The 21356-nt window shown below is 57.4% G+C and carries 25 protein-coding genes; 12 read left to right on the forward strand and 13 right to left on the reverse strand.

Annotated features, from left to right (window positions below; genetic code table 11):
• Positions 1–21 precede the first annotated feature (21 nt).
• The 4 genes from ABIE59_RS09445 to ABIE59_RS09460 all read left to right on the forward strand — a co-directional run bounded on the left by ABIE59_RS09445 (position 22) and on the right by ABIE59_RS09460 (position 4720).
• On the forward strand, positions 22–1608 hold the full coding sequence (locus tag ABIE59_RS09445; protein WP_354446322.1) for an FMN-binding glutamate synthase family protein: 1587 nt from the start codon (positions 22–24) through the stop codon (positions 1606–1608).
• A gap of 13 nt (positions 1609–1621) precedes the next feature.
• On the forward strand, positions 1622–2293 hold the full coding sequence (locus ABIE59_RS09450) for a TVP38/TMEM64 family protein (protein WP_354446324.1): 672 nt from the start codon (positions 1622–1624) through the stop codon (positions 2291–2293).
• A gap of 15 nt (positions 2294–2308) precedes the next feature.
• Complete coding sequence (locus ABIE59_RS09455) at positions 2309–3679, forward strand: DsbA family protein (RefSeq protein WP_354446326.1); 1371 nt, start codon at positions 2309–2311, stop codon at positions 3677–3679.
• Between the two features lie 150 nt (positions 3680–3829).
• Entirely contained in the window at positions 3830–4720 is an 891-nt protein-coding gene (locus ABIE59_RS09460) for a haloalkane dehalogenase (protein ID WP_354446328.1), read from the forward strand.
• A 15-nt stretch (positions 4721–4735) separates the two neighbouring features.
• Here the strand turns inward: ABIE59_RS09460 and ABIE59_RS09465 are convergent, their stop codons facing one another.
• From ABIE59_RS09465 to ABIE59_RS09495, 7 genes are all read right to left on the reverse strand, one after another.
• Positions 4736–5176 (reverse strand): arsenate reductase ArsC, encoded by a 441-nt coding sequence (locus ABIE59_RS09465; RefSeq protein ID WP_354446330.1) that lies wholly within the window; start codon positions 5174–5176, stop codon positions 4736–4738.
• Positions 5176–6237: a methyltransferase domain-containing protein gene (locus ABIE59_RS09470; protein ID WP_354446332.1), complete on the reverse strand. Its 1062-nt coding sequence runs from the start codon at positions 6235–6237 to the stop codon at positions 5176–5178. The genes ABIE59_RS09465 and ABIE59_RS09470 overlap by 1 nt, the downstream gene beginning before the upstream one ends.
• A gap of 49 nt (positions 6238–6286) precedes the next feature.
• Positions 6287–7099, reverse strand: coding sequence for a phosphate ABC transporter ATP-binding protein (locus ABIE59_RS09475; protein WP_354446334.1), 813 nt, complete (start codon positions 7097–7099; stop codon positions 6287–6289).
• Positions 7100–7108: 9 nt separating this feature from the next.
• Positions 7109–7945, reverse strand: coding sequence for a phosphate ABC transporter permease PstA (gene pstA, locus ABIE59_RS09480; RefSeq protein WP_354446336.1), 837 nt, complete (start codon positions 7943–7945; stop codon positions 7109–7111).
• Positions 7938–8819 carry a phosphate ABC transporter permease subunit PstC gene (pstC, locus tag ABIE59_RS09485; protein ID WP_354446338.1) on the reverse strand — a complete coding sequence of 294 codons (882 nt, stop codon included), beginning with the start codon at positions 8817–8819 and terminating at the stop codon, positions 7938–7940. Before pstC ends, pstA begins: the two co-directional genes overlap by 8 nt.
• A complete protein-coding gene (locus tag ABIE59_RS09490; RefSeq protein ID WP_354446562.1) occupies positions 8820–9677 on the reverse strand; it encodes a phosphate ABC transporter substrate-binding protein in 858 nt (285 codons plus the stop codon).
• 177 nt (positions 9678–9854) lie between these two features.
• The gene (locus ABIE59_RS09495; RefSeq protein ID WP_354446340.1) at positions 9855–10775 is read right to left on the reverse strand and encodes a YeeE/YedE thiosulfate transporter family protein; all 921 of its coding nucleotides are present in this window, start codon (positions 10773–10775) and stop codon (positions 9855–9857) included.
• A 156-nt stretch (positions 10776–10931) separates the two neighbouring features.
• Here ABIE59_RS09495 and ABIE59_RS09500 point away from each other — a divergent pair, with 156 nt between their 5' ends.
• Entirely contained in the window at positions 10932–11663 is a 732-nt protein-coding gene (locus ABIE59_RS09500) for an SDR family NAD(P)-dependent oxidoreductase (RefSeq protein ID WP_354446342.1), read from the forward strand.
• Between the two features lie 79 nt (positions 11664–11742).
• Here the strand turns inward: ABIE59_RS09500 and ABIE59_RS09505 are convergent, their stop codons facing one another.
• The 4 genes from ABIE59_RS09505 to merF form a co-directional block, all read right to left on the reverse strand.
• Positions 11743–12174, reverse strand: coding sequence for an SRPBCC family protein (locus ABIE59_RS09505; protein WP_354446344.1), 432 nt, complete (start codon positions 12172–12174; stop codon positions 11743–11745).
• Between the two features lie 130 nt (positions 12175–12304).
• Entirely contained in the window at positions 12305–12817 is a 513-nt protein-coding gene (locus ABIE59_RS09510; RefSeq protein ID WP_354446346.1) for a YeeE/YedE thiosulfate transporter family protein, read from the reverse strand.
• Positions 12818–12952: 135 nt separating this feature from the next.
• Complete coding sequence (gene merA / locus ABIE59_RS09515; protein ID WP_502915345.1) at positions 12953–14305, reverse strand: mercury(II) reductase; 1353 nt, start codon at positions 14303–14305, stop codon at positions 12953–12955.
• 50 nt (positions 14306–14355) lie between these two features.
• Positions 14356–14604, reverse strand: coding sequence for a mercury resistance system transport protein MerF (gene merF / locus ABIE59_RS09520; protein ID WP_031210424.1), 249 nt, complete (start codon positions 14602–14604; stop codon positions 14356–14358).
• Positions 14605–14684: 80 nt separating this feature from the next.
• On the opposite strand from merF, the gene merR reads away from it, so the two are divergent.
• Both merR and ABIE59_RS09530 read left to right on the forward strand, forming a co-directional pair.
• Positions 14685–15119, forward strand: a complete 435-nt coding sequence (gene merR, locus ABIE59_RS09525; protein ID WP_354446350.1) for a mercury resistance transcriptional regulator MerR — start codon at positions 14685–14687, stop codon at positions 15117–15119.
• Positions 15120–15121: 2 nt separating this feature from the next.
• Positions 15122–16192: an ADP-ribosylglycohydrolase family protein gene (locus tag ABIE59_RS09530; RefSeq protein WP_354446352.1), complete on the forward strand. Its 1071-nt coding sequence runs from the start codon at positions 15122–15124 to the stop codon at positions 16190–16192.
• 12 nt (positions 16193–16204) lie between these two features.
• On the opposite strand, the gene ABIE59_RS09535 is transcribed toward ABIE59_RS09530, so the two are convergent.
• Complete coding sequence (locus tag ABIE59_RS09535; protein WP_354446354.1) at positions 16205–16963, reverse strand: alpha/beta hydrolase family protein; 759 nt, start codon at positions 16961–16963, stop codon at positions 16205–16207.
• A gap of 171 nt (positions 16964–17134) precedes the next feature.
• On the opposite strand from ABIE59_RS09535, the gene ABIE59_RS09540 reads away from it, so the two are divergent.
• From ABIE59_RS09540 to ABIE59_RS09550, 3 genes are all read left to right on the forward strand, one after another.
• On the forward strand, positions 17135–17935 hold the full coding sequence (locus tag ABIE59_RS09540; protein WP_354446356.1) for a hypothetical protein: 801 nt from the start codon (positions 17135–17137) through the stop codon (positions 17933–17935).
• A 285-nt stretch (positions 17936–18220) separates the two neighbouring features.
• Positions 18221–18706, forward strand: coding sequence for a YHS domain-containing (seleno)protein (locus tag ABIE59_RS09545; RefSeq protein ID WP_354446358.1), 486 nt, complete (start codon positions 18221–18223; stop codon positions 18704–18706).
• A 22-nt stretch (positions 18707–18728) separates the two neighbouring features.
• Positions 18729–18866, forward strand: a complete 138-nt coding sequence (locus ABIE59_RS09550; RefSeq protein ID WP_354446360.1) for a hypothetical protein — start codon at positions 18729–18731, stop codon at positions 18864–18866.
• Between the two features lie 50 nt (positions 18867–18916).
• Here the strand turns inward: ABIE59_RS09550 and ABIE59_RS09555 are convergent, their stop codons facing one another.
• Positions 18917–19255 carry a glutaredoxin family protein gene (locus ABIE59_RS09555; protein ID WP_354446362.1) on the reverse strand — a complete coding sequence of 113 codons (339 nt, stop codon included), beginning with the start codon at positions 19253–19255 and terminating at the stop codon, positions 18917–18919.
• A 321-nt stretch (positions 19256–19576) separates the two neighbouring features.
• On the opposite strand from ABIE59_RS09555, the gene phnF reads away from it, so the two are divergent.
• On the forward strand, positions 19577–20305 hold the full coding sequence (phnF, locus tag ABIE59_RS09560) for a phosphonate metabolism transcriptional regulator PhnF (protein ID WP_354446364.1): 729 nt from the start codon (positions 19577–19579) through the stop codon (positions 20303–20305).
• A gap of 51 nt (positions 20306–20356) precedes the next feature.
• Positions 20357–21307, forward strand: coding sequence for a phosphate/phosphite/phosphonate ABC transporter substrate-binding protein (locus ABIE59_RS09565; RefSeq protein ID WP_354446366.1), 951 nt, complete (start codon positions 20357–20359; stop codon positions 21305–21307).
• Positions 21308–21356: the final 49 nt, after the last annotated feature.

A 21356-nucleotide genomic window follows, 5' to 3' on the forward strand; every position in this document is an offset into this window, starting at 1 on the left:
CAACAAGTCAGGAATACAACCATGGTTTTTCGACATGCCTTCATCCTTTCAGGCCTGGCAGCCATCATTGCAATCTCTCTGGCGACCCTCCAGTGGCCATCCAGCCAATGGCTCTGGCTCATCGCCGGGCCCCTGTTGGCTCTTGGCACCTATGATCTTCTGCAAAACAAACACACGCTTCTGCGCATTTATCCGGTGATCGGGCACTTCCGATATCTTTTTGAGTCGGTGCGCAGAGAGCTGCAGCAGTATTTTGTGGAGTCCGACCTCGATGGCGCCCCGGTGAACCGTGAGTTCCGCAGCCTGATCTACCAACGAGCCAAGAAAGACAACGACACCCGCGCATTCGGGACGATCTTTGACGTCTACCGGGATGGCTACGAGTGGCTCAATCATTCCGTAGCACCGAAACACTGCCTGCCGACCGACCTGCGCATCCGTTTCGGCGAGGGCAGATGTGCCCAGCCCTACGACGCGGCTCCACTGAACATCTCCGCCATGAGCTATGGTGCGCTCAGCCGCAATGCCATCATGGCCCTGAACCGGGGCGCCAGACTTGGTAACTTTTTTCACAACACCGGTGAAGGCGGCATCAGTGAGTGGCACCTGAAATACGGCGGCGATCTGGTGTGGCAAATTGGTACCGGCTATTTCGGGTGCCGCGATGAGCAAGGCAATTTCGACCCGGAGTTATTTGCCAGGGAGGCCGGACGGGATTCGGTAAAGATGATCGAAATCAAGCTTTCCCAGGGCGCCAAGCCCGGGCATGGCGGTGTGTTACCAGCATCCAAACTGACCCGGGAAATTGCTGACATCCGGAAAGTACCCATGGGCCAGGATGTACTGTCGCCCCCAGGCCACTCGGCATTCTCAAGCCCGACCGAGCTGGTAACTTTCGTGGCCAAACTGAGAGCGCTGTCCGGTGGCAAGCCGGTGGGCTTCAAACTCTGTCCCGGCAACCGTCAGGAATTCCTCGGCGTCTGCAAGGCGATGCTGGAGACCGGCCGGCTCCCTGACTTCATCACTGTCGATGGCGGCGAGGGTGGCACCGGGGCCGCGCCGGTGGAGCTGACCAATTCGGTCGGCATGCCGCTCAGGGACGGGCTGCAGTTTGTGCATAATGCCCTCAAAGGCATTGGCGTTCGTGATCAGGTGCGCCTCATCGCCTCGGGCAAGTCGTTTTCAGCATTCCATATGCTGCGCCTGATGGTGCTTGGTGCCGATACCGTCAATTCGGCAAGAGGTATGATGATGGCTCTGGGTTGCATACAATCCCGCAGCTGTAACACCGATAAATGTCCGACTGGCGTCGCAACCACCAATCCGGCCCGCTATAAACAGCTGGACGTAACCGATAAAGGCGTTCGGGTGGCAAACTATCAGCACTCCTCTGTGGAGGCCCTGGCGGAGCTGCTTGGCATCCTTGGCATTGACCGCCTCGAGGACCTGCAACCACGCCATCTGAACCGGCGGGTTAATCCAAGCCTGGTGATGAACTATGCACAGCTCTACCCCGGTATCGAACCCGGTTGTTTGTTGCACAAAGACTGCGCACCGGCAGACTGGGCTGAAGACTGGCGGCTGGCAAGGGCCGATCGCTGGCAATAGATAAGGCTGTTTGATGAGATCAAAAATTGCGGTTGCTCTTGTGGTAATCGGGGCGCTCGCGGGTGCCTGGTGGCTGCTGCAGATTCTGGGAATGCCGCCGAACCTTTCACCGGATGCGCTCGCGACCTGGCTGCAGAGCCAGGGCGCGGCCGGCCCGGTACTGTTAATGCTGCTGATGCTGATCGCAGTCGTGGTAGGCCCGATTCCCACCCTCCCGGTCAGCGCGACGGCCGGACTTGCCTTTGGCGTTCTGCCGGGAACCGCCATTGCCGCCACCGGTGCCGTTATCGGCGCCCTCGTGGCCTTCTGGATTGCCCGGTTCCTGGGCCGGGAAGCCATCTGCAGACGCTTTCCGGACAACCCCGTGCTGGCCCGGGATGGCTCACAGCGCTTTCTGACCATTGCCATCCTGTTAACCCGTCTGATACCACTTTTTTCTTTTGCCCTGATCAGTTATGCCGCGGGGGTCACCGCCATCCGTACCTGGCGTTTTGCCGTTGCAACGGCAATCGGCATGTTGCCAATGACGCTGGTATTTGCCGGGCTGGGCAACACGTTCAAACTGAATCCGGTGCTGACGGTAGTCGCTGCACTGGCTATCCTGGCCGTGATGGTATGGCTACCCTGGTCCCTCAGCCGCCATCCGGATTCACGGCTTGCCCGCTGGCTCCAGCTTCACCAATAACAACGAGGAATTGCCATGCGCCGTCCCGAAAAAGCGGACCTCATGCCCTGGTTCGCCCGCGCCCTGTCCAGTTCAGGCAGATATTCCCTGCAATATGCCACCCGCAGCGCGCGTGCAAAACTCCGGGGCGAGCAGGATCTGGCGCTGGTGTTTATAAATCCCCGTGACCCTTTCGGCCTGCCGCTGTTGCAGGCACTTACCCAGCTCCAGGAACACTACCGCGTGCGTTTCCGCCTTCACACGGTGTGGCGGCTGGACGCTGACATGTTTCCGGAACCGGCACTCTGGCGCACCTGGGCCCAGCAAGACGCCACGAGGCTCGCAAACCTCTATGGCTTCACGCCGCCCGACCGGGCAACGCCACCCTCAGAGACTGAACTGATCTCGGCGTCCGCGCGCCTGCTGGTTGCCGAAAAGACTCCGGATGCGCTGTCGGCCGCCCTGAGCGTGTTTGAGAAGCTCTGGGGTTCAACCACCGGTGCAGCAACAGATGACCGGCCAGATGAAGGGACTTTATCGGAAAATGAAGCGATACTCCGCCGGCTCGGGCATTACCAGGGAAGTATGGTCTGGTACCTGGGCGACTGGTTCTGGGGCGTGGATCGGCTGGACCACCTGGAGCGAAGCCTCATCAGGCAGGGGCTAAAACGAAATTCTGCCAATGCCATCCTCTTCACCCGCACCTGGGCGGATCTGGCCATTAACGCCACCGTGCTCCCTGCCAACCACCCGGCCGCCGCGACTCCTCTGGAGGTGTTTTTCTCGATCCGCAGCCCCTATTCCTATCTTGGTCTGGAACGTGCCGTCCAACTCGCCAACGCCTGGAATATACCGCTCCGGCTTCGGCCGGTTCTGCCGATGCTGATGCGCGGGCAGTCCGTGCCCGATGCGAAAAAATGGTACATCTTTCATGACACCAAGAGGGAAGCCAACAAGCTCGGCATACCCTACGGCTTTGTCGCCGATCCCCTGGGCCCCGGTGTCGAGCGTTGTTATGCGCTGTTTGACTACGCCCGCTCGCAGGATCGGGAGATCGACTACATGCGCAGCTACGCCCGGGCAGTCAATGCCGAGGGGATCCGTTCGGAGACCGACATCGGTCTGAAACTGATTGTAGAGCGCGCAGGTCTAGACTGGCAGAAGGCCACAGCCCTTTTAAACAATGAAAGCTGGCGCGACTGGGCGGAAGACAACCGTCAGGCCATGTATGAGTGCGGTCTTTGGGGGGTTCCCAGCTTCCGCTACGGCGAGACAAGCTGTTGGGGCCAGGACCGGCTATGGGTTATCGAGGAAGAGATCAAAAAAAGGGTGGAGACCAGCTCCACCCAAGGGGTTTGCGACCCGACCAACGATGCAGAGGTCACACAGTTTCAACGAAGTAATTGAGATAACTCGCGTGCCGTTATTTGTCACCTGTCCCATAGACGCGGGAAAGGGCCTTTTGTTACGGCACCTGACAATAATATTTTTGTCCTTGTTCAATTCACCAAAAGCCCGGAGCCGCCGACAGGCTCAACAATTTCAGGAGCAGGAATTATGACGATTCAGAAGCCGGAAGATTTCCCTTACCCCTCACAATTCGGGGAGGTATTAGGTTCGCGCATGCACTACGTGGAACACGGCAGTGGCGACCCGATACTCTTCCTCCACGGGCAGCCCACCTGGTCGTACCTATGGCGAAATGTGCTATCCGAACTCGAGGACAAGGGCCGCCTGATTGCCGTGGACCTGATCGGCTACGGGATGTCTGACAAGCCTGATATTCCCTACGACATAGACGACCACATCCGTTACCTGGACGGCTTTATCAAGGCGCTGGGGCTGGACCGCATCACCATCGTCAGTCATGACTGGGGTTCGTTTTTCGGCTTCCACTACGCCCACCGCCACCCCGAGCGCATCAAGGGCCTGGCATTTATGGAAGCGATGCTGACACCGATTCCGGGCTATGAGGCGTTTGACCCCCAGACCCGGCAATTTTTCCAGACCCTGCGTGCTTCACAGGCCAACGCCGAGCGCATGATGATGGATGAGAACCAGTTCGTCGAAGGCATACTGCCCGCAATGATCTGCAGACAACTTGAACCCCATGAGATGGATGCCTATCGCGCCCCGTGGACGGACCGGGAATCCCGGCGGATACTGTGCAAGTTCCCGCAGAACCTGTGTATCGGCAAGGAACCGGCAGCCATCTACCGGAAGCAGACGGCTTACATGGACTGGCTCCAGCAGACGGATCTGCCAAAGCTTCTGGTTCACGCAGACCCCGGTCTGCTGATTCCCGCACCCGCCGTGGACTGGTATCGGGAAAGGCTGCCGAACCTGGAAACCGCGTTTGCGGGAAAAGGGCTTCACTACATTCAGGAGGACCAGCCCAAGGCAATAGGCCAGGCCATCGCACAGTGGATAGAGCGCAACGGGCTCTAGCCCCTGCGCTACTCTCTAGCCAGCAGCCAGACTCATCCGGATGCGTGAGCGGATATCATCCCGCACTTTTCGGAACGCCTCGATAATCTCCGCCTCGGTGCCTGATGCTTCGGCGGGGTCCGGCAGACTCCAATGCAGGCGTTTACTGCCCGGAAAGTCCGGGCAGACAGCGCTGGCGGCATCACAGACACTGACCACCAGGTCCATATCCTCACCGTAAAAGTCACTAAGCGCCTGCGACCGGTGACTCGAAATATCCAACCCGGCTTCCGACATAACCTGGATTGCCCGAGGGTTCACTGCTACCGGCCGAGTCCCTGCACTGAACGCTTCGAACTTGTCACCATACTCTGCTCTCAGCAGACCTTCAGCCATCTGGGAGCGACAAGAATTGCCCGTGCACAGGAAAAGGACTTTTGTTTTCCGATCCTGATCAGCCACCGTTTCCAACGTCATCAGCAGCACCCCCCTGAAGATGTGACTGCACCTTCTGCCAGGGAACCGGATTCAAATGGCAGAGTCTTACCACAGCCGTCGAAAATACCATAGTGGGTTTCGCCGCCACCGATATAGTCAAAGTGTTCCCGAAAACGCGTGTCACGGAGCATTTGCAGGGTATTTCCACAAACCGGGAACACCTTGCCACGGGGAATATCGTGATGCTTGTCCAGCCGGAAACTATTCGGGTGATGTGGAATCGTTCCGCGATAAACGACAGCCTGGCCATAGTCCTCGCAGGCGGGCTCCAGATCACTCAGTTTGAACAGGCGATAAGTCGCTGAGAAAAAACGGATGGGGCCGACTTTTTCCGACTGGGCACGGTTGTTAATGGTTATCGGACTGTCAGTGACCAGTCGTGGATCCGCAAATCCTGCCGACCTCGCCAGATTCTCAAAGTCATTCCAATAAAGAGCCCCGCCCAGGCACTCCCCGTAGAGAACAGCGTCCTGAGCCAGCTCCCGGGGAATCCGTCTGTCCGCGTAAACGTCAGAAAAGTACATCTCCCCACCGGGCTTGAGTAGACGATGAGCTTCCCGCAGCACCGCGGCCTTATCCGGGCTGAGGTTGATCACACAGTTCGAAATAATCAGGTCAAAAGTACCGGGCTCCAGATCGAGTTCATCCAGGCGCTCTATATACCCTTTCAGAAACCGGACGTTGGGGCGTTTGTAGCCAAAGACATCGGCATGGTAGTCCACATGCCGGCGCGCAACCTCCAGTTGCTCCTCCGTCATATCGACGCCAACGACTTCTCCGGTTTTCCCGACCAGAGCGGACAGCGCATAAACATCACGCCCGGAACCACTGCCAAGGTCCAGAATGCGCGCGCCTTCCAGCTGCTCCGGCAGCACCAGCCCGCAACCATAATAACGGGTGACCACCTCATCGTGCAGTTTGCTCATTATCGGCTTAAGGAAGTCCGGCATATCGGCGCCGGTGCAACAGGCATTGGTCTGCAAATCCTCGGATTTCTGCAGCACCTTTCCGTAGTATTCTTTCACATCTTCATAGGTCATTTCGTATCTCCAATCGATTATGCCCATAGCTGTACTCATCGCGTTCCATTCAGCCGGCAAGTCCCTTACAGTAAGCGCGGGTTGTCGGATGTACAGGGGCCGTGAAAAGGCGTTCAGTCGGCCCCGCCTCGATGATGCGGCCAACGTCATGCTCAACCCAGAATACCACCATCTCGTCGGCTATCCTGCGAGCCTGGGCCAGATTGTGTGTAACGATAACAACGGTGTAACCGCCTCTCAGGCTGTCGATACAGGCTTCCACTTTCGCTGACGCAATCGGGTCCAGGGCGCTGCAGGGTTCGTCAAGTAGCAGCACATCGGGCTCCAGAACCAGCGCTCTGGCAAGGCAAAGACGCTGCTGCTGGCCCCCGGAAAGGGTCAGAGCCGGATCTTTTAGCCGGTCTTTTACTTCCCCCCACAAACCAACCTGCGCCAGGGCGTCCCGGGCCTGCTCACGGCGTTGACCGCGCCCTCTAACCCCATGCTCGCGCAGCGGAAATTCAAGATTTTCAATGATAGACATGGGAAACGGATTCGGCTTCTGGAACAGCATGCCAACCCTTCGGCGCAGGATGCCCGAAGACATAGTGTCTATCGGCCGATTGCCCACCAAGCGTTGCCCGCTGATAACCACACCGGGAACCAGGTCCGTTATACCGTTGATGGATGCCAGCAACGTGCTTTTTCCACACCCGGACGGGCCTACCATGGCGAGAATCTGCCCGGATTTCACGGTCAGGTCTGCGTCTGCAACAGCAGTTTTCTGCCCGAAACGAACGGTCAGGTTCTCCACACGAACCCCGGGCGGAGCTTGCAGTCGCGCCTCTCGCCCGAACTGGGCTTCGGCTGCACTCGTTTTCACACTCACCTCCTAAAAAGTCCGGTCCGGAAGTACTTTACGGGTAATCAGATTCAGAACGACCAGAATGACAACCAGCACAAGAGACGTTGCACCCGCAGCCGGGTCACCCCCGGAGACATTCATGGACAGATCGTAGATATGAACGGCCAGGGTACGGCCAGAGTCCATGAGGGAGTCCGGCATTCGCATGACATAACCGGCAGTAAAAATCAGAACCGCTGTCTCCGCCAGTGACCGGCCGATGCTCAGTATCGTAGCTGCAGCAATGCCAGAGCTGGACTGGGGCAGCAGAATGCGCGCGCACCAGGAAACTCGGCTGATCGCCAGCGCATCCGCCGCCTGGCGGTAGCTGTGGGGCACCATTGCCAGAGCACTGGCGGTGATCCGGACGAACAGCGGCAACGCCATGCATGCCAGCGCCAGCCCCCCGGAGAGGATTGAAAACCCCAGCCCCAGCTGTATGGCAAAAAATGCGTAGCCGAACAGACCAAAAACAATGGACGGAACTGCGCTCAGCAAATCCAGGCTGCGCAACAATGTGGCCTGCCAACGCCCCTCCGGTGCAAGGAATTCGGTGATCGCAAGTGCTGTCGCCAGCCCCACCGGTATTACCACAGCCATGCAAACGGCCAGCACCAGCAGCGTGGACACAATCAGCGGTGCAATGCCGCCATTGCGGCCGGCATCTGCGGGTTCTCCGATCACAAAATCCAGACTCAGGTGGTCCAGGCCCAGCAGCAGGATGTCCCCGAGCATCCACAGCGAAACCACGGTCACCAGGCTGAAAAGCCCCCATAGCACCAGGCTGACCAGGCCGTCACTGTTAGAGCTGACAGTCTTAACCATAGCGCTTCAGTCTCCGTTGAATAACGGCAGCGACCGCCACCAGGCCTGCTGTCATGACAAGCAATATCAGCCCACTGACAAACAGTGCGGTGCGGTGATCGCCGGTTGCGTAGGCCATTTCCAGCGCAATGTTGGAGGTCAGCGCCCGTACCGGCTCAAAAACACTGGCAGGCAACTGAACCACATTGCCAGTCACCATCAACACTGCCATGGTCTCGCCCAGAGCCCGCCCGGTTTGCAGAACCATGCCCGCCAGGATTCCGGACGCCGCAGACGGAATCATAACTTTCCGGACAATGGCCCATCGTCCAAGGCCAAGGGCCGTACCGGCGAGCCAATGGCTCCGGGGCACCTGCGCCAGGCTGCTATCGGTCGACAGGGACACCAGTGGCAATATCATCAGACCCAGAACCAGCCCACCTGCGAGTACGCTCGCGCCGGGGCCGTCAAGCTTTGCAATCAACGGCACCAGAACAATCAACCCCCAGAAACCGAAAACAACCGACGGTATTCCGGATAGTAACTCCAGCAGCCGGCGATAGAAGCTCGCAAAAGCCGGCGGTGCGTAATAGCGCATGAACACAGCCGCCGCAATTCCCACCGGAGCGGCCAGAAGCATGGCAAGGGCGGTTACCGAAAGTGTTCCCGCCAGCATCGCTGCCATACCGAATTCACCTTCAAGGGGATACCATCGCCGATCGAGAAAAAACCCCGGAATGCCAGTACCAGTCAACAGTGGTGCACTTTCGAGAAAGAGGTATACACCAATGATAACAACAATGATGGCGGCGACCCCGGCAAATAGCAGCACCGCTGACTGCACAAACAGATCTTTGGCCCGCGCCGCCCTGAAACGTTGTAAGATCATCGCCATTCAGTGTTCAACAGAAGAATAATCAATGGGCACAAAGAACTGGCCCTTCACAAGATCTGCCACATGCTCTGAACGGGCATAGTCCAGAAAACGCTGAGAAGCCTGGCTCGGCTCCAGCCCTGTCAAGAGGTTCAACGGCCTTGAAAGCGGAAACCGCCCTGAACGGACATTGGCAGTGCTGGCCTCCACTCCGCCCATCGGCAGCAACCGGACAGGCGTGCCGTTGGACGCCTCGAATTCTGCGGTACCTATGGATACATAGCCAATTGCATGAGGATTTCCGGCAACGGTCTTGATGCCTTGCTGGTTGTCACCGATCACCACATCCGCTGAAATTTCGGAATTTTTCAGATCAAAATAGTGGAGAAACAGCTCAAGTGTAGAGCGTCCCTCTGCCTTGTTCACAACCACTATCTCCGCATCAGGGCCACCCAGTGAGCTCCAGTTGCTGATCTCGCCGGTATAGATGCCGCGAATCTGGCTATCCGACAACTCTGTCAACGGGTTGTCCCGATGCACGATCGGCGCAATTCCGTCCCAGGCAATGGTGTGCGGTGAGAGATTTTCCTGCTCTTCGGGTGTGAGCGCCCTGGACGCCATCCCGATATCGACGAGGCCCTTGGTGGCGTCGTTGACTCCCCTGGAGGAACCGCCGGTCTGGACATCTATTTCCATTCCAGGATTCTCCGACTCGAACCGCTGGCCAATTACCTGAGCCAGGGGGGCGACAGTGCTGGAGCCCGACAAAGTCACCTTGCCTGTGACTTCATTATTCCCACATCCGGCGAGTATCAGACTGGCTGTTATAACCGCACCTGCCAATCGAGTCACTGTTGAGCATCGTCCAGAAGTAAACATCACCTTGACATTTCCCTTTTGATTTCAGAAGTTCCATCGCAACTTGCACCGCGTTGACTTCGAACCCAGACAAGATAAAAGCTCACTTGTTACATCCTTGGACTGCCGAAGTAGCGTTTTTGAGCCCCAAGGCACGCCAACTTCCAAAGGCATGTTTTGGATCCACGGCGGCATTCTTTAACTGCGCCAGGACAGGCGCCCGCGATCATTCCAGGGTTTTCGAATGCCAAGCCAGATCCCCGCCAGCATACCTGCCAGTGCAGACAGGCTGGCCAGGGACAGTGCGGGTAGGGCCAGCAACAACTGGAAATCATTTCCCCCAAGCGCAAGCGCCGATCCGATCCCCATCAAGGTACCACTGCCGAGGTGTTTGCCGGTTTCGCCGGCAGCCGGCAGCACCCACCGGAAACGCCCGAAACGCCAGGCGCCTGCCGTCATGCCCAGCAACATGGCAACTAGAATCAGCGCCCGGGAAAACGATGGAGGCGCCGAGGTGCCTGCCATCAGATTCAGCCCTGCATCCCGCACAAAGTCACTGGGTGACCAGGCTGGCTCATACAAGAACAGACAGCCTGCAGAAATGCCCACCAGCATGATTCCGCTCCACATCCGCCAGCGATAACGAAACTTCCAGTAAACCAGTATCGACGCCAGCACCAGGGCGCCCACCGCAAACCAGGGCAGAAGCCCGAGCTGGTAGCTTGTTCTGCGCAGATCCGGTTCAACGTCCGCCATGATCAGCAAGACCCATCCGGCCAGCCACCCAAGCATGGTCAATACCATTCGCAGATCGCCGCTGGAAAGACGCGTAGCGGTGGAAATCGAACAGGCGCCGTTAATGGCCGCGCCAAGACCGAATACAAAACCGCCGAGAGGGATCGACCACTGAAAGGGGTAAACCGCCAGAAAGGACTGGTTGGTATAGTCTATCAGGGGGGTGAACAGATAGATCCAGAATCCGGCCATGAGAATAGCCGTCAGGCGCAGGCGCCGGCCCCTGAGCCAGTCGCTGACACCACGGACCATACACAAGCCGGTGACCTGAGCGGTGTAGCCAATCACTGCAGCAATGGTCAATGCGATTACGACTGGAAACATGAGTACCCCGAGCCCCTTTCCTGGTAGTCAGGACACCACAACAGGGCAAATGTTACTGAAGTTACCAGGTCAGGGTGCTCTTGCTCGCCATTGCGGTTTTAGTGAAATACCTGAGAACATGTCCATACAACATTCGCAAACAGAGAGTGATACCCAATGGCAGCCATCGACAAACCCATTGCTCTGGTCGTCGGCGCCGGAGATCACCTCGGCTCGGCAATCGCCCGGCGATTCGCGCGGGAAGGCTACCACCTGGCAGTTACCCGGAGACGTGGCGATCTCAGTGCACTTTGTAAGGAGATCAATGCCCTGGGGTCGAGCGCGACAGCTTTTCACTCCGATGCCCGTGATGAAGGCCAGGTGACTGAAATGGTTAACGCCGTGGAATCACATCTTGGGCCCATCCAGGTCGCGATTTTTAATGTAGGCGGCAATGTCCGGTTCAACCTCTGCGATACCAGTACACGGGTTTACCGGAAAGTCTGGGAAATGTGCGCTCTGGCCGGATTCCTGGTGGGGCGTGAAGTTGCCGGCAAAATGCTGGCCCGCAAGGGGGGAACCATCCTGTTTACCGGTGCCTCCGCCAGTTTGCGAGGAGCCGCCGGATTTTCTGCATTTTCCGGCGGAAAGCATGCCCTCCGGGCCCTTGCCCAGAGCATGGCGAGGGAGTTGGGCCCGCAGGGCATCCATGTTGCCCACATTGTTGTTGATGGCCTCATTCGCAATGAGGCGACGGCCGAATATCTGCCGGATCTATACGCCAGCAAGGGAAAGGACGGCATCATCGAGCCGGACGACCTGGCGGAAATTTACTGGCAGCTGCACCAGCAGCCTCGCTCTGCCTGGACATTTGAGATTGACGCCCGGCCTTTCTCCGAGCCCTGGTGAAACTAAAACTTCCGACGCTTTCCCCAGGGTTAGATTGCCCCGCCCTGCAGCCGCTTTGACAGAATCCGAGTAACGCTGGTTATTGCTCCAGCGTTTTCTTTAGCTGCCCTAACAAACCCGCATAGATACCATGGCAGAACTCAGCCGCTTCCTTGTCCTTGCCCTGCCAGTGCGAGTACCACTCCACGAAGGTACCCTCGTTGCTCTCGGTTACCGGGCGAACCCGCACATGGCCCTCGTAATTGCTTACCTCACTTGCTGAAACCGGCGAAGGACCATCGTCAATGCTGTAACTGAGTTGCCGGTTGTCATCGTCCAGTGTTTTGAGCGTCTCGTGAAACGCCTCGTTCAGTACGCGCCCCGCCCCGGGTTGGTCACCTTTCTTGTTGCCAACCACGTCAACACTGGTCACAATCTCAGGGGCCCAGCTCATGTCATGAAAATTTCTGAGCGTTTCCCAGACCTTGTCCGCTGACGCCTTGATCACAATTGACTGGTAGGTTTTGCCCATGTTGCACCTCCTCGGTGTCATGCTTGTTGAAATAAAGAACGTAACAGGCTGCTGCAATCCGTTCTGTCCGACCCACATAAACACACAAAACCCGCGATTGTTACAGTCCCAGAACCATGAACGGTACCGGTTACTGTGCGACTCCAGGGTCGTTGGTCAACTTCGCCAGCAGCTTTACGCCCAGCCAGATGCCCGCCAGCATGCCGGAGAGGGCTGACACCCCGGCCCATTGACAACGCCGGCAAAGCCAGCAGCAACTGGTAATCGTTGCCGCCGAGGGCCAGAGCCTAACCCAACCCGCCAACCACCCGATCACGGTCAGCAGCATGCGCAGGTCGCCACTGGCTAATCGGGTTGCCGTGGAAATCGAGCAGGCGCCATTAGTGGCTGCGCCAACCCCGAAGATCAGTCCACCCAGGGGGATGGTCCAGTGAAACGCATAGACGTTCATAAACGGGCGGTCGTAATACGCAATCAGCGGCGTGAACAGGTAAATCCAGAACCCCGCCATGACAATGGCCGTCAAGCGCAAGCGCCGGCCCCGCATCCAGTCCGATACGCCGCGAACCATGCGCAGGCCGGTTATCTGGGCGGTATAGCCAATGAACCCTGCAATGGTCAAAACAATCAAGGTTTCGATCATGGAAACTCTGCACCCTATGACTCATAGTAGAGACCCGAACTTCCATTCTGTGTTATGGGTGAGCTTTCCATCCTGGCGGGCATAGTGTCACCAATGTGTGGGTAATTTGGGGCTCGAATGCTCGATATGCCTCCCTCACGATGCGCAACAAGACAACTGATTTACGTCTTTGGTGAACGTTTGAGCGCAAAGCTTTAGCCCTTCCGCCATAGTCAGATACGGAAACAGCTCGTCGCCAATTTCCTGCACGGTCATCCTGGCCCGGATCGCCATCACCGCAGTCTGGATCAGCTCGCCGGCCTCAGCGGTGACCGCCTGCACGCCGAGCAACCGGCCTGATTCCTTCTCGGCCACCATTTTGATGAATCCGTGGGTTTCGAAATTCACCAGCGCCCGGGGCACATTGTCCAGGCCCAACAACCGGGTATCCACGTCGTAACCCGCAAGCCGTGCCTCTCGTTCACTCAGGCCAACGGTAGCCACCTGGGGATCGGTAAAGATCACCGCCGGCATGGCGCTGAGATCCAGAGTGGCCTCACCGCCGGTCATGTTGATGGCGGCGCGGTTGCCTCCTGCCGCAGCAACATAGACAAATTCGGGCTGATCGGTACAGTCACCGGCCGCGTAGATGCCAGGGATCGTGGTTCGCAGATATTTATCTACCTGAACGGCGCCATTGAGGGTTTCCACGCCAACGCCCTCCAGGTTCAGCGCCTCCGTGTTCGGCGTGCGCCCGGTAGCCACCAGCAACTGGTCAGCGCGCAGGATTCCTGCACTGGTTTCCAGCACAAACTCCTCATGGCTGTAATTCACCCGGCTCATATGTGCCTTTTTCTGCACCTCAATGCCCTCACGATTGAAAGCTTCTTCCAAGGCTTCGCCAATGGCCGGGTCTTCCCCAGACAGCAGCCGGCTGCGAGCCAGAATCGTGACTTGACTGCCGAACCGTGCGAAGGCCTGGGCCAGTTCCAGTGCGACGAAACCCGCCCCGATGACCACCAACCGGTCGGGCACGCTATCCAGAACCAGTGCGCTGGTCGAGGTGAGGTACGGAGTGTCTACCAGCCCCGGTATCGGCGGCTGCGAAGGATGGGCACCCGTGCCGATGAAGGCACGGTCAAAGTGGACGGTCTGCTCACCGCCATCGCTCAGGACCACGGTCAGGTGGTTGGCATCGACGAAGCGGGCCTGTCCGTGCAGCACAGTGACGGCCGGAATGTCCTGCAGGATACTTTCGTACTTGGCGTTACGCAGCTCCGCTACGCGGGCTTGCTGTTGCGCAACCAGAGCCGGCCGATCGACCACCGGCTCCTGGGAACTTACCCCCTCATCAAACGGGCTCTGGCGGCGTTGATGGGCTATGTGGGCTGCACGGATCATGATTTTTGACGGCACACAGCCGATGTTCACGCAGGTACCACCAAGGGTGCCGCGCTCAATCAGGGTGACACGAGCGCCGTTTTCAGCCGCTTTCAGGGCCGCCGCCATAGCCGCGCCACCGCTCCCGATCACTGCAATGTGCGGAGTATTGGGCTGATTCACAATATTGACTCCTTATTGGAAGGACTCTTGCAGCAGGCCTCATATTTCTTTTTTCTCCAGAAGGCGTAGACCGTCAGCCCGATAAAGAACACCAGAGCCGGCAAAAGCACGTAATCCAGGTAACCGGTGAGCGCCGCCAGGCCGAGGGCACCGAGCAGCACCACCAAAATGGGTGTAAAGCAACACAGCGCAACAACCACGGTGCCGATCAGGCTGGTTCGCAGCAGCATTCTGGGGTTCCTCAAGATCTCACCTCCCGGCCTCTGTGATTTCATTTTTACCTGTGAGAAGGTTAATTCCGTAGTCGACTACGGAGTCAAGAGCCATGACCCTCGCAGATAAACAGACAATGACCATCGGTGGCTTGGCAGGCGCCGCAGACATGAATGTCGAGACCATTCGCTATTACCAGCGGCGAGGGTTAGTGGCGGTTCCGGAAAAGCCCTACGGGGGCATTCGTCGATACGATCAGAACGCGCTGGCCCGGCTACACTTTATCCGCTCGGCCCAGTGGCTGGGGTTCAGCCTGGATGAGATTTCCGAACTGCTGAAACTGGAAGACGGCACCCGTTGCGATGAAGCTCGGGCTCTGGCGGAGTACAAGTTGGACGACGTGCGCCGAAAAATCGCCAGCTTGAGGCAAATGGAATCCGCTCTCGATACTTTGGTTGAGCGGTGTCGGTGCAGTGATAATCGACAGCAGTGCCCGATTATTCGCTCGCTGCAAGGAGATTCTGCCTCACCGATGACGGAGGTCTGACAATGACCGGGACACCAAATGACAGAGCCGTGGGCGCCCTCATGGGCGCATTCATCGGCGAAGCCCTCGGCGTCGGCCCCCACTGGTATTACGACCTGAAACAGCTTCACCGCACCTACGGCAACTGGATTGATGACTACGCCACACCGCAACCGGGACGGTTCCATCACGGCCTGGAGGCAGGCCAGAACAGCCAGTCAGGCTTCATACTGGAGCTTATGCTGCGCTCGCTGGTTGAACGCCAAGGTTATGATGAAGCGGATTTCTGCCAGCGTATGGATCGGGAGCTTTTCCCCCTGCTGGACGGACAGCCCCACAGCGGACCTGGCCATTACACCAGTGAGTCCATCCGCCATGCCTGGAAACGCCGTGTCGCTGAAAAACGCCCCTGGCACGATATCGGCGGTGCTGCCGATACCACCGAAGCCATGGAACGAACCCTGGCCATTGCCGTACGCTACGCTGCGGAGCCTGCCAGGATGTCCCAGGCCATAGCCAATAACACCGCTCTGACCCAAAGCAGCGAGACCATGCTCTCGGTGGGCGTTGGTTTTGGTTGCATTCTGGCCAGGCTGGTCCAGGGAGAACCTCTGGATGAGCGCATCTCACAGCAACCTCTTCAGTGGCTTGCAGATGATGCGCTGGCGTTTGAGCCGGTCACCACCCGAAAGCCGGCGCCGGATCATCCGGAGTTGCCGCTGAGAGCAAGGCGCCATAATGTGAGAGACGCCCTGTATGTTGCCTCCGATATTGCCGGCATGGCCGCCGATCCGGGCACCCGCATAGAACCCGCCTGGAAGGTGTCCCGCCTCTTTGGCATGCCGTGCGCCTTCTATCACCAGCTACCGGCGGCCTATTATCTGGCGGCGACATTCAACGATGATTTTGAACAGGCGGTCCTGCATGCCATCAATGGCGGTGGCCAGAACCAGTCACGGGCCATGCTGGTCGGAGCGCTGGTGGGTGCCCAGGTGGGCCTTGACGGCATCCCGCAGCGATTCCTGGGGGGACTGGAACGCTCGCGCACACTGCAAGAGCTTGCCAGCGCTCTGGCTCGGCAAATACCTGACTAGTGTCCCGTCCGGCTATAGATACCGACTCGACCAGGCCACCAGTGTATCCGCCACATACTCGGCGTCCACTGCACTGGTCAGCAAATGATCCGCCTTATCCAGAGAGATAAAACTCTTGGGGTGTTTCGCGGCCTGATAGATGGTGGCAGCTTCACTGATGTCCACCACCTGATCGACCGGCGAATGGAAAATAATCAGTGCTTTTCGCAGGTTACCAATGTGGTCCGGGCTATTCCACTTAACCAGATCATCCAGCATCTGCGACTTCACATTGAACTTGCGGCCAGCCAGTGAGACTTCAGCTTCACCACGTTCACGAATCTCACCGGCCTTGCTGTCAAACAGGTGCTGAACGTGATTGGCCGTGGCCGGCGCACCTATAGTGGCAACGGCTTCCACGAACGGCATGCGCTGGGCGGCCGCCAATACCGCGGCACCTCCAAGGCTATGGCCGATAATCATTCGGGGTGCTTCATGGTGCTCTTCGAGAAATTGGCCGGCAGCCAGCAAATCCTCGATATTGGATGAAAAACTGGTATTGCCGAAATCGCCGTCACTGTTGCCCAGCCCGGTAAAGTCAAACCGTAATACGCCAATGCCGTGTTTTGCCAGAGCCCGGCCAATGCGGGACGCCGCTGCAATGTCCTTTCCGCAGGTAAAGCAGTGGGCGAATAGCGCCATTGCCCGTGTCTTCGACTGACTTGGTAACTCCAGCAAGCCGGCAAGTCTTTCGCCTTGGGCATTCGTGAACTCGACTCTGGATCTTGTCATTACGTTTTTCCCTGGCCTTGAAATTGATCTATTGTTCATTGACTCATCCAGGGCCGGGATTGTTACACCGAAGGCAACAGAATGACCTATCGTAGTCACCCGAACACCAGGAGCATACCAGCAGGCCTCTGTGCGCTGGCACTAATGGCTCTTGCAATCAGCGGTTGCTCAATGGCAACGCTTAATACTCAACTGGGCGAGACTTCCCTGGAACCCGCCTACGACTTTGAATCCCGGTTGCCCGACAACGATGACAGGTTGTTTATCGTTCTGGCGTTTTCGGGAGGCGGCACCCGCGCCGTCATGGCATCATCCATGGTGCCTCCGGCGTTTGCGCCTCTGCGGCTTCGAAATTATCCGGAATGTCATGACAAAACCAAACCATGGATCAACCAGGCCCTGCAAGACCGTGAGCTGCTGTCTCGGAAGTTTGCGGTTGCCGAGGGGCTATCCCGGTACCTTGATCATGAGGCGATGCCGTTCCTTAATCTTGCAGACGGCGGCATTACCGACAACATCGGAGTTCGCGGCTCAATGATGAGCCCCGTCGCCCATCTGGGCGATGTTGAGAAGATGGCAGGAGCCTTTGGCCCGGAGACTCTGGGCAAGGTTGAGCATGTGCTGGTCGTTCTGGTGAATGCCCAGGTCTACCCACCCTATCCGTGGGCAGTTTCTGGTGATGAACCCGGGACTTTCGAAACCCTTGAAGCCTCTTTTGATGCCGCGTTAAACACGCTCACCAGGGATCGACCAAATGCTGGCGTTCCTTTCGTTTCACCCAGCGACTTCACCAAGAGTGATGAGAACACAACCGAGGTGCCATTGGTGAACTGGTTATCCGAACTGAGAATGATGTCGTTGGAAAGCTCGAATCGAATGGTCTCCGCAGCTGTCGCCGGAAGCACTCCCAGAGACAATAGCAGAAAAGGCATCGAGCGCTTGGTATTCGGCAAGATAGCGTCCTCCAGTTAGTCAGATCGAGCCGCCACTCCATCACGATTCGGCAGGCGGCAAATATAAAAGAGACACCGCCGGGGCCCATCGCGTTACAGCGCATTGCGCCGACCCTGTTTATTATTTGATTGCAGACGGTCACCTGTAACAACCAGTCAGAGGCAGTGTCTTTTAATCGTGAAACAAGAGAATTAGCTCGGGAAGGCAGCGCAATGTCAGAGCTAGAAGAGCGCTCACCCCATCAGGTGAATACCTTTCACTTCGTAGAATTACTTCCCGAGACTCTGTCGTTGGAGAGGTTCCATGATCAGAATAAGCAGGCGGATCTGCTCCGCCACCCTGCTCACATTGCTTTGTATTACGGCTTTAACAACCCATGCTTCAGAACATGGGCTTACGGAGCACGGACAGCCTGCGCTTGAGGGCTTTAGCCCGGTTTCCTACCATGAAAAAGGCCACCCGGAAATGGGGCTCAAAAAGCATCGGAGCATCCACAAAGGAAACGTGTATTGGTTTACAAGTGCGGAGCAGAAAAAGACATTTGACGCAGCCCCTGGGGAATATGCGCCCACGTTTCCGCGCAGTTGCCCGTATAACCTGGCGAAGGGGCGTGTTGAAACAGTCGATCCGACCAACTTCAAGATTGTTGATGGTCAGCTTTTGCTGTTCCATCGTTCCCCTGACCAGGATGGCCTGCAACGGTGGGAGGAAAGTGTTGTGAAAGACCGGATAACGGAGAAGGAGCTTCTTCGCCGGGCGAAAAGTAATTTTATCGACCTCAAATTCTGAAACTGACCGCCGAGGAGTTCCCATGCCCCACATTGAGCCCAACAGCAGGAGATCCTTTGTGGTTGCGGCCCTTGCCGGTGGCTGGGTTGCCGATGCCGCCAGCCTTGGCTTGCACTGGCTTTATGACAGTAAGCGAATTGCTGAAGTCGGTGGCAATTGACAGGCACCACGGCGACGACCATCGGCCTGACCGGGTAATTTTTACAGAGGTCACCTAAGTGCTTCTTCCCGCGCCTTCTTCTCAAGGTACGCAACAATATCGTCGGACTCATACAGCCAACGATCTTCGCCATTCGATTCAATTTTGAGGCAGGGAACCGTCGGTTTCCCACCGCCCTGGATCAGCTCGTCCCGTGCGTCGGAGCTGCCCAGAAGATTCTTCTTTTCGATGACAAGGTCATTTTTTACCAGAGCCCACTGGACCTTGGCGCAAAATGGACAGGTAGGCGTGTAGTACAACGTTAATCCTGGCATGTAAACCGTTTCAGAGTCTGCAGACCTGGAATTGCTGGGGCGATCACCGAAGAGGCTTCGCAAAACGCTAATCATTGGAGGCTCCTGAAATAAAAGACGACAAAATTACACTTCAGTCTATGGACCTCTTATTAGGACCCAAGGCATTGAATATTGTTACACCGCCAGGCTGACAACAACGACCGAGGCCATCTGGTGTCCCGTCTGTGGTGCCTTTATCTGCGATGCACTGGCCATGAGAGTCCACCCTCGGTGCCGCCCTGATACAGGTGCTGATGAGCTCTCATCAGAGACCTGTGTCCAGGGGAAGGATTATCCGGTCTTCATAAAACCATAACGGTACTGTCACAAATAACCCCTAAGGTCGTAGACAAATCAACTTGTATAGATATGTCTATGAGCCTCTACAACCTGCAACGCGAAACCGGCCATGCTCTCTACCGTCAGATTGCCCAGCACCTGGAGCGGGACGTTCTCAACCAGTATGCGCCCGGCGACATGCTGCCCTCGGAAAACGAAATGGCCGACCGCTTTGGGGTCAACCGCCACACCCTCAGACGCGCGATTGATGTTCTAGTCACGGATGGCCTGCTCGAGCGACGCCACGGTCGCGGGGTCTTCGTGATCAACAACCAGATAGATTACCCACTGCGTTCAGACACTCGCTTTACCGAGAATCTCAGCGCCAGGGGCGCAGCGACCGGCGGGCGGGTGGTGCGCAAACAGGTGCTACCAGCCAGCGAACGGGTAGCGGAGCGCCTGGCCATTGAGGTGGGTTCACCAGTGATCTGGATTGAGAGTCTTCGGACTGTGGACGGCACACCATTCTGTGTGATTTCGCATTTCCTGCCGGAAGAGCGTTTTCCAAAGGTGCGTGACCAATACGAGGGTGGGTCGCTGCACGACTTCCTGGCAGAGCACTATGGATGCTCGCTCAAACGTGTGCAGAGTCTGGTGACGGCGATGCTCCCGCAGGGCGATGACGCAGGGCTACTGGCAATGCCCAGAACCCAGGCCGTGCTGCGGGTAAAGAGTACCAACGTGCATGAGCAGGATCTGACCCCGCTCGAATACGTTATTACCCGGTTTCGCGCAGACCGGATCCAACTGTGCATAAACCCATGACTGTCTGCCAACGGTCTTATTCCTGAACCACACCCTACGGGAGCTACACTAATGTATCGGAAACTGCACACCAGACTCAAATCCATGGTCGCTATGGCCTGCGCGATGGTAATGGTTGTCGCCTCGGGCCAGGCACTTGCCTCCGTCAATGACGGCTCTGCGGATCGGCCATTGCGCGTTGTTCTTGTTCCCGCTGATGGCGGCACTGAAGATGGCACCCGAAAGGATTTCCAGCCCATCTTCAACGCGGTCGCCAACGCTACCGGGCTGAACTTTGATCTCAGGGTCGGCCAGAGCTATGGCGCCGTTGTTGAAGCCATGTGTAACGGGTCTGCAGACATCGCCTGGTTTGGTCCGGTCAGTTATCTGCAGGCCCGTGCACTTGGTTGCGCCGATCTACTCGCCATGGCGGTCAGCAAAGGTCAGTCCGTTTACTATTCCGGCATCTTCGCCCGGACAGATAGCGGCATCGAAACGCTGCAGGATGCCCGCGGCAAAAAACTCGCCCTCGGCGATATCAACTCCACCTCCAGCTTTAACATTCCTGTCGCCATGATGCTGCGCGAGGGCATTGATCCGGCCCGCGATACCGCGAGCGTCACCATGGCCGGCAGCCATGCCAATGTGCTGTCCGCCCTTGCACAGGGATTGGTGGATATTGGTGGAGCCTCTTTCGATTCTTACGAGAAAGCCCTGAATGCCGGTGCTATTGACGCCAAAGATGTTCGCATCATTGCCAAAAGCGCCCCTCTGCCATATCCGCCGCTGGCCATTCAGCCCAACGTCGACCCCAGCATCAAAGCGCGCCTGCAGGACGCCTTCGACCGGGTACACACCTTACCAGACATTACTCCAGAACAGATCCGAGGTTACGGTGGAAAGCGTGTTGATCGGTACACCAGCGAAGTCAGCGAAGAGGCCATGGCGGAAGTCGGCGATATGCTCAACGCTGTCAGCCGTGATGTTAAACAGAGCATCCTGGCAGCAGGCAACGCCCGCTAAACATAAATCCCGTGCCCGCCCCTAAGGGCGGGCACCTCAGAGGAGAGCA

The organism is Marinobacter sp. MBR-99 (genome assembly GCF_040547575.1).
Taxonomy (GTDB): Bacteria; Pseudomonadota; Gammaproteobacteria; order Pseudomonadales; family Oleiphilaceae; genus Marinobacter.